This window comes from Escherichia sp. TW14182 (assembly GCF_000208525.1).
In the GTDB taxonomy this organism is placed as follows: Bacteria; Pseudomonadota; Gammaproteobacteria; order Enterobacterales; family Enterobacteriaceae; genus Escherichia; species Escherichia ruysiae.
Genome location: NZ_AEJZ01000298.1, coordinates 1 through 7,508 on the forward strand (window position 1 = coordinate 1; position 7,508 = coordinate 7,508).

A 7,508-nucleotide genomic window follows, 5' to 3' on the forward strand; every position below is an offset into this window, starting at 1 on the left:
TCAGATTTCTTCGGACCTGAGCGCCAAAGTTAGTACTGGAAAAGCCACCCTATGGGTGGCTTTTCTCTTTCTGCATTCTGCATTCTGCATTCTGCAAAATATTGTCTGGTTTGACTTAACAAGACGATTTTGCCATCATAGCGAGAGGTGGTGATGGTCACCTGGCGCCTGTCTCGCAAAGCAATAGCCCATCAGTTTTAAGTTCTACCCATACAATACTTGGCTCGCCCACATTTGTGACGCGCGGAGTCCGGTTAGCAGGCTATCGGTTTCCAAAAGCGTCTAAAATTTGGAGAACGGCCATGTCACGTTATTCTTGTCTCAAAATCATCAGCACTAAAGCTAAAAAGATGGCGCGTGCCAGTTCTGTACTCACGCATAGTCAGGCGTTAGAGATCATCGCCAAGCAGTCAAATTTTTTAAACTATCATGAACTTACCAGGGTAGCAAAATACGCACCGCTGGAATCTCGTTTGCTGATGGCTGCATTTGGTGATTCTGATTTCGCGGATGTAATCCATAACTACTACGATACTTATACTGATGGTCCTTATGCTGCGTTTGAAATGGCAGTAGAGAACGAACTTTCAGGCGAGATCGCCTCCACAAATGCAGCTGGCTTCACGGTGGAAGACCTGACTGTGACAGAAACGCATTATGATGAAAATAAAGGAATTTTAAACTTGAAGGTCTCTTTCCTCTATCAAGGGGATCAGTTGCCAGACCATGCCTACTCAGGTTCTGAATTTGAAGTCGATGCCAACATAAGTTTGTTATGGCGTGATGAAAAATGGAGCTTCATTGATGAGGATTTTAAAATTATCAATGCAGTATCTGATACTGAACAGGCTGAATACTACGACGCTGAAGATATATAAAAGTAAGTGGTAAGCTTGTTTACAGCACAGGCTTACCTTATCAGTTGCTTCATATCTTAGGGGGCTGATTGTACGCAGGAGTACAGGGCTTTCTGATGTCGTTCCTGAGCGACATGCTTGCTCTGGTATTTACCCAGCGTGTGGCGCGTTCAATTCCCTGTTTTTTGCTGCCGGTGGCGACTCAGCCAGGCCTTATGCGACATTGCTGCTATCAGGGTGATAAGCATATTGTTGATGGCAGTTATTACTGTGTGTAATGAGACAATCGAAGGTTGTCCTGTTGAATGCAGAGGCTGTTCAGCTGAATAGTGGCCAGTTGATAGTCACCGTTTTGCAGATTGTCCTGGATACGCTTCCACTGAGCTGTACGGTCTGGATAATCAACGTAATCAATAAATTTGTCTTGAATATAAATGTATCCTGCAAACTGGACATACTGGTTTTTCATATTCATATGCTGACCATTTTGTTTTGCAAATCAGGCACTCGTAGTAATGCTCCCTGCCAGGTTCAAAACGGACATAAGGATTTTTTCTGATTTTTGTTCGTTCTTGCGGTGGCCTCCAGTTTGTGATCCGCTTTTCGAGCCTGGTTCTGGCTCGGCACATAGTGGAATGTTTCCTGGGGTGGAAGATCCATTTTTTTGAGTGATTATCCCCTTCAATAAACGTTTTGAGTACATCATCGAACCGGTCAGACGTCGCATTTTTAGACAGAAACAATTCTCTCGTCCTGGATAAATCTATCTCAAGGACACCACATTGCTTATTGTCCGGTACTTTAAGTGAAACAGGGACTCTGCGTTCCGGATGAGAAAAATAAATCACAAGTGGATAGCCGTTAATTTCAGCGCAGATGTCCACAATAGTCTCTTCAAACAGGCATTCTTTCTGTACGTTGTCCAACGTAATAGTACCAGAGGTAGTGACGCAAAATGATTCAGAGAATCTGATGCCATAACGTCGTTCGGATACCTCGTCCGTGTAACCCGGCGTGGAAAGCTGGAACCCGGGTTCAATAATTTGTTTAGCCATTGCCCGAACAGAAACAAAAAACGAATACTGGCAACTTTGCTCTATATCCCTGACCTTTCTGCTGGCATGTGCGAAATGCCAACGATTTACTTTACCCTGACGGGCGATAAGAGGGATATGACATGAAGGGCAAAGGCAACCACAGCTCCTTCCTTTTGGAACATCAGCAACATCTACATACATCTGGTCTTCTTTTCTGAGACCAAAGGGAATGTGATTAATCGAATCCATGTAGTTTAACCCTTTTACTTTTAACTAACGTAAGTGCATTCGAGAGTGTCACATGTATAACGCGAGCAGTAGTTAATATTAAAAATATTATATAATAAAGTTACACTCAAGTAATAAATAAAGTTAACGTCGACTAACTGACACTATTTAGTGCTGACAGCAAGCCTGACAGGCTATATGGTTTTTCCTTTTTTAATATTGAGGGGTATCTGTTGATAACACTCGTGCATTACTGCACGAATATTATCAGTCATCATTTATTTGTCCTGTTCCAATTTTTATCCTGTTTTTTCATTCCTGGAGACAGAAGTTGTTAATATTTTTTATCTCTGTGGTATGTTTCTTACAACACCTCACAGAGATAATTATTCAGTTCATCTTTCGCTTGGTGGTAAACTGCTGAACTGTTCAACAAAAAACGATAAAAATGTGAGAGTTTTGCATCAGGTTTAGCCATGCTTTCAATGGTATCTAATGCTTCACTGATCTTTCTGGCTCTGTCTTCTTTACTTTTCTCTGTTCTGGCATCATGGAATTTGCTTAAAGCAGTGGAGAGTTCTTGTTCGAAAATACGAAAGCTGACAAGAATATCACTCCTGGCAGTAATAAGTCTGGGTGAGCTTAATCCGCAGACTTTAATTGTTCTTTCTGCAATTTCCTGGTAAGCCCCTTTTTTAGGTCTGATCATGATATCATTATAAGTGAAGTATTCATCAGGATCGTTATCATACGGATTAACAATAGGTAAATGATATGTATCATGATTGAGTTTTTGATTATTACATGCTTTGCAGGCGTAGAGCAGATTTTCCCATTCAAATGTTTTTTCTGTGTACAACGATTTTGGATAAAAATGCTCCACCTCAGCGTAACCTGTTTCATCAGGTATACCCTCGCAAAAAGCACATTTTCCATGTGTGCTTGCTTTTAGCGTTTGCTTGATATCTTCGTGCCGGTAGAACCGGAGGGCAGATTCTTTTTCTTTGGCAGGAATTTTGTTATACCCGCCGTATTTATCAACCAGTGCCATTAAATTCTTTGTCCAGGCGGTACAGTTATCCCTGAGAACCACTGGCGATGGTAAGCGATTCAGTTTTATCATCTGATAGCCTCCATACCTGCAATCCGGGTTTTAAGTACAATCAGGATACTGTCATCCGGATGACTGATAGATTCAAGTCGTGAATAATTACGCTTCAGTTCATCAATATCATTTTCTTCAATATTTTTGTAACAGGTTTCAACAAGTTTTTCATACTCCTTGCTGTCGAGGCTGAGAACCCCCATTAATCCCGTCAGGATTAAATCCGTAGACCACCCTGAATATGTCTTATCCAGTGGATAGATATTATATTTCTCTTTTTCATAAGACGGCGGAAGCAGAATGATTTCATTTTTATTCGCAGAGGCCAGAAGGTGTGGAGAATGCGTCGTTACAATAAACTGCAATTGAGGAAACAAGGCTGAGATACCGTTGCGAATGGTCAGTTGCCATTCCGGATGCAGATGGTTATCCAGCTCATCAATAAGTACAGTGCCTTCAGCATTTTTTACACACCTTTCACCTTCCGGCATGCAGGACTCTATCCACTCGAATATGCTTATTATTATGTATAAAATGGCCTGAAAACCAGAAGAAAGTTCTTCAAGGTAGCATTCTTTTTCATATATCGAAAAAACAGGCTCAAGATCCCGCCCGGTTCTGATGTATTTAAAATTACTGTTGAATGGGGCTATTTCAGGAAGTGTTCTGATGAGATGTGCCCAGTTTTCTTTTTCCTCAACAGCCCAGTCCTTATCGATAACAAAATATCGGTTAATCATCCATTGTTTAATATTTCTTTCAACTGAGTTGTAAAGATAATGGAGGGAGTTGTCACAATAATGTTTTCTACTGCCTGTTGCATCTGTTTCCCTGGTCATTCCTGTAATGTTTTTATATGTTATTTTTCTCTGTGCACCAATAATCAAGGGGGGCAGCTTTAATATTTCTTTCACTTCGTAGTAATAAATTGGTTTACGCCCCTGTTCTACGGGAGGGCGACTATTTATACCGGAAAGAGAGTCTTTTCTGTAGCCAACAGGTATAATGGAGCCAGCACTTTTTCCCGGCCGAAATTTCCTTCCCTGTTCAGTTACATCAATCCAGTATTCACAGTTTTCGCCATGGCGTGAATATTCTGTGTGACTGTTGAGAGTATGTCCAATAGCAGCCAGGATCGATGTTTTCCCACAACCATTAGGTCCACTGATGAAGTTAAAGCCTCTGTTAAAATTAATGTTAACTTCGGGGAAATGCCTGAAATTTTTCAGATGGAGTTTTTCGATAATCATATGCTGAACACTTCAGTATCTGTATTTATTACATCTGTATAAATATTCGTACTGTCCGTGCTGCATGGGGTTATATGCAGGAGAAGGACAGAGATTGGGGATATTACAACATTCGTTGCCGGCAGTTCAATTTCTCTCAGGTGAATGCTCACCATGAGTTCCGCAGGAACATGCTGTTCATCAGCATGTCAGAGGTGCGGGATTAGGTGCGTACAGTTTTTTACCATTAGCGCAATAAAAATTAAATATTTTGGCCTTTGCAGCATTAATGAGTTTTTCGCAAAAATACTCATAAATTGATGCATTTTTAACATTAATATCTCTTTCTCATCTGAAAGATCCGGTTTCTGTGAGTTACGGATCTTCTTCTTCTCCCTCGCTGCATCATAGTCCGCCAACACAATATGTAGTGTTATTTCTCTGTTGACTACTATGAGTGTTGTGTTTCTCCTCGTGTTTGTGAGCCGGTCATCAGCGGCAGAAAGGATCACTTCGCTTATTCACTGATCGTGATTCATTTCCGGAAAATCGTATATACGATAAAAATCGGATCATGGCAAAACAGTTGTCCTGTAATTTAATGCGGTTATTACATCATTGGTTATTATTGTTGTGGTAATTTTTGAAATTAGTGATTGATGAAAATATTAATAATAGCCAGATAATAATATTCCGGTATCGGAGGCATGTTATAGCGTGATACTGATGTATACTTAATTGTGTATAGTGAGTATGTAATATGAGGTGTCTTATGAAGCAGCGCATTACAGTTACCGTCGACAGTGACAGCTATAAGTTACTCAAAGCATATGATGTCAATATCTCCGGTCTGGTAAGCACAACCATGCAGAATGAAGCCCGTCGTCTGCGTGCCGAACGCTGGAAAGCGGAAAATCAGGAAGGGATGGCTGAGGTCGCCCGGTTTATTGAAATGAACGGCTCTTTTGCCGACGAGAACAGGGACTGGTGAAATGCAGTTTAAGGTTTACACCTATAAAAGAGAGAGTCGTTATCGTCTGTTTGTGGATGTCCAGAGTGACATTATTGACACGCCCGGGCGACGGATGGTGATCCCCCTGGCCAGTGCCCACCTGCTGTCAGATAAAGTCTCCCGTGAGCTTTACCCGGTGGTGCATGTCGGGGATGAAAGCTGGCGCATGATGACCACCGATATGGCCAGTGTGCCGGTCTCCGTTATCGGGGAAGAAGTGGCTGATCTCAGTCACCGGGAAAATGACATCAAAAACGCCATTAACCTGATGTTCTGGGGAATATAAATGTCAGGCTCCGTTATACACAGTCAGTCTGCAGCCATGGTACCAGCAGTGTATTCTGCCGGACAACCTGCACAACTTCCTGTTGCCATTGATTATCCGGCAGCGCTGGCACTCCGCCAGATGTCGATGGTTCATGATGAACTGCCGAAATATCTGCTGGCTCCCGAGGTGAGTGCCCTGCTCCATTACGTCCCGGATCTGCGTCGCAAGATGTTGCTGGCCACTCTGTGGAACACCGGCGCGCGTATTAATGAAGCACTGGCGCTGACGCGGGGGGATTTTTCGCTCGCGCCTCCGTATCCGTTTGTGCAGCTTGCCACCCTGAAACAACGGAGCGAAAAGGCAGCCAGAACGGCAGGAAGAATGCCCGCCGGTCAGCAGACTCACCGGCTGGTTCCGCTCTCTGACTCCTGGTACGTCAGCCAGCTGCAGACGATGGTGGCAACACTGAAAATTCCTCTGGAACGGCGTAATAAACGAACAGGCAGGACAGAGAAAGCGCGGATCTGGGAAGTGACGGACAGAACGGTCAGGACCTGGATTGGGGAAGCAGTTGCCGCCGCTGCCGCTGATGGTGTGACGTTCTCTGTCCCGGTCACGCCACATACGTTCCGCCATTCCTATGCGATGCACATGCTGTATGCCGGTATACCGCTGAAGGTCCTGCAGAGCCTGATGGGGCATAAGTCCATCAGCTCAACGGAGGTCTACACGAAGGTGTTTGCGCTCGATGTGGCTGCACGGCACCGGGTGCAGTTTGCGATGCCGGAATCTGATGCGGTTGCGATGCTGAAACAATTATCCTGAGAATAAATACTCTGGCCTGTATATGGGAAATACCTCAAGTCTCCCCTGGGATGGGAGACAGGCCTGGTTATTTCTTTATACTAACAATGGTGATTACTGTCTTATATTACTGACGCTGGCAACTCCGACTACGCAAAGAAGCATTATCATCGCTGACCGGGCGCATGGCATTGCAGGACGGAAGGACGACCGCACAGACTTACGTCGGGCTTCGGCGGTTTTCTCCTGTGCCATATGAAATCACAGCGTACCGTCTTACATGCCATTGACGCACATTGTTTAGGTTATCCAGTTGGACAACACCATTAAATATTTACTGCCAGCCCACGTAACCTAAGTGTCTGCAGGAGACGCACAGATTATGTTGTAATTTTGTGTTGAAACAACTTCTGTAACTTTTTGAACAGAGAAAACCATTTATTATGACGCAAGCCTAAAAGTAGCAATACCAGGACAGCGTAACTTACTGATTGCATTGAGATAATCTTTACTGACCACAGATAATGTATGGGGACTAGGAGCGCGACAAGATAGACGAAGTTATGCAATTGTTGCCAGCGTTTGCCTAAGGTTCGCTGCATCGCCTGCGTGGAAGTGAATGTTAAAGCCAGTAAAATCAGCCAACTGATAATTCCGAGCGTTAAATAAGGTCGGGTGATTAATTCCTGACCCAATAACGTCAGATTATTCACTCCCAGCTCCAGCAAGGCATAACTGGTTAAGTGCAGCGTTGCCCAGGCGAAACACCATAAACCCAACAGGCGGCGAGTGCGAATCAATAATGGTTGTTTAGCGTAGCGCGCCAGCGGTGTAACCAACAAGGTCGCCAGCAAGAATTTCAGCGCAGTCCGACCGGTAAAATGCTGAATATCTTTCACCGGATCGGCACTTAATCCACCGTGGTTAATTGCCCACATCAGCCAGACAAACGGCAAAAATCCGGCAAG

At 43.8% G+C, this 7,508-nt stretch carries 8 protein-coding genes and 1 pseudogene; 4 read left to right on the forward strand and 5 right to left on the reverse strand.

The annotated features are described in order from the left end of the window. Window positions 1-302: 302 nt before the first annotated feature. Window positions 303-878, forward strand: a complete 576-nt coding sequence (locus EQY_RS26950) for a hypothetical protein (RefSeq protein ID WP_000092749.1) — start codon at window positions 303-305, stop codon at window positions 876-878. A gap of 80 nt (window positions 879-958) precedes the next feature. On the opposite strand, the pseudogene EQY_RS26955 reads toward EQY_RS26950, so the two are convergent. The 4 genes and pseudogenes from EQY_RS26955 to EQY_RS0120225 form a co-directional block, all read right to left on the reverse strand. Further along, window positions 959-1,126, reverse strand: a pseudogene (locus tag EQY_RS26955) (recombinase family protein); the annotation flags it as partial. Window positions 1,127-1,267: 141 nt separating this feature from the next. Further along, window positions 1,268-2,143 carry a competence protein CoiA family protein gene (locus tag EQY_RS26330; protein WP_071987987.1) on the reverse strand — a complete coding sequence of 292 codons (876 nt, stop codon included), beginning with the start codon at window positions 2,141-2,143 and terminating at the stop codon, window positions 1,268-1,270. Between the two features lie 343 nt (window positions 2,144-2,486). Next, window positions 2,487-3,245: a retron system putative HNH endonuclease gene (locus tag EQY_RS0120220; protein WP_000593838.1), complete on the reverse strand. Its 759-nt coding sequence runs from the start codon at window positions 3,243-3,245 to the stop codon at window positions 2,487-2,489. Beyond that, a complete protein-coding gene (locus tag EQY_RS0120225) occupies window positions 3,242-4,477 on the reverse strand; it encodes an AAA family ATPase (protein ID WP_000582825.1) in 1,236 nt (411 codons plus the stop codon). The genes EQY_RS0120220 and EQY_RS0120225 overlap by 4 nt, the downstream gene beginning before the upstream one ends. 751 nt (window positions 4,478-5,228) lie before the next feature. On the opposite strand from EQY_RS0120225, the gene ccdA reads away from it, so the two are divergent. The 3 genes from ccdA to EQY_RS0120245 are packed head-to-tail and all read left to right on the forward strand — an operon-like array spanning window position 5,229 to window position 6,561. Continuing rightward, a complete protein-coding gene (gene ccdA, locus EQY_RS0120235; protein WP_000813629.1) occupies window positions 5,229-5,447 on the forward strand; it encodes a type II toxin-antitoxin system antitoxin CcdA in 219 nt (72 codons plus the stop codon). Between the two features lies 1 nt (window position 5,448). Next, window positions 5,449-5,754, forward strand: a complete 306-nt coding sequence (ccdB, locus tag EQY_RS0120240; protein ID WP_001159866.1) for a type II toxin-antitoxin system toxin CcdB — start codon at window positions 5,449-5,451, stop codon at window positions 5,752-5,754. After that, window positions 5,755-6,561, forward strand: coding sequence for a site-specific integrase (locus EQY_RS0120245; RefSeq protein WP_000016962.1), 807 nt, complete (start codon window positions 5,755-5,757; stop codon window positions 6,559-6,561). A 359-nt stretch (window positions 6,562-6,920) separates the two neighbouring features. Here the strand turns inward: EQY_RS0120245 and msrQ are convergent. After that, a partial coding sequence (msrQ, locus tag EQY_RS0120250; RefSeq protein ID WP_000630862.1) for a protein-methionine-sulfoxide reductase heme-binding subunit MsrQ occupies window positions 6,921-7,508 on the reverse strand: 588 nt, incomplete at its 5' end.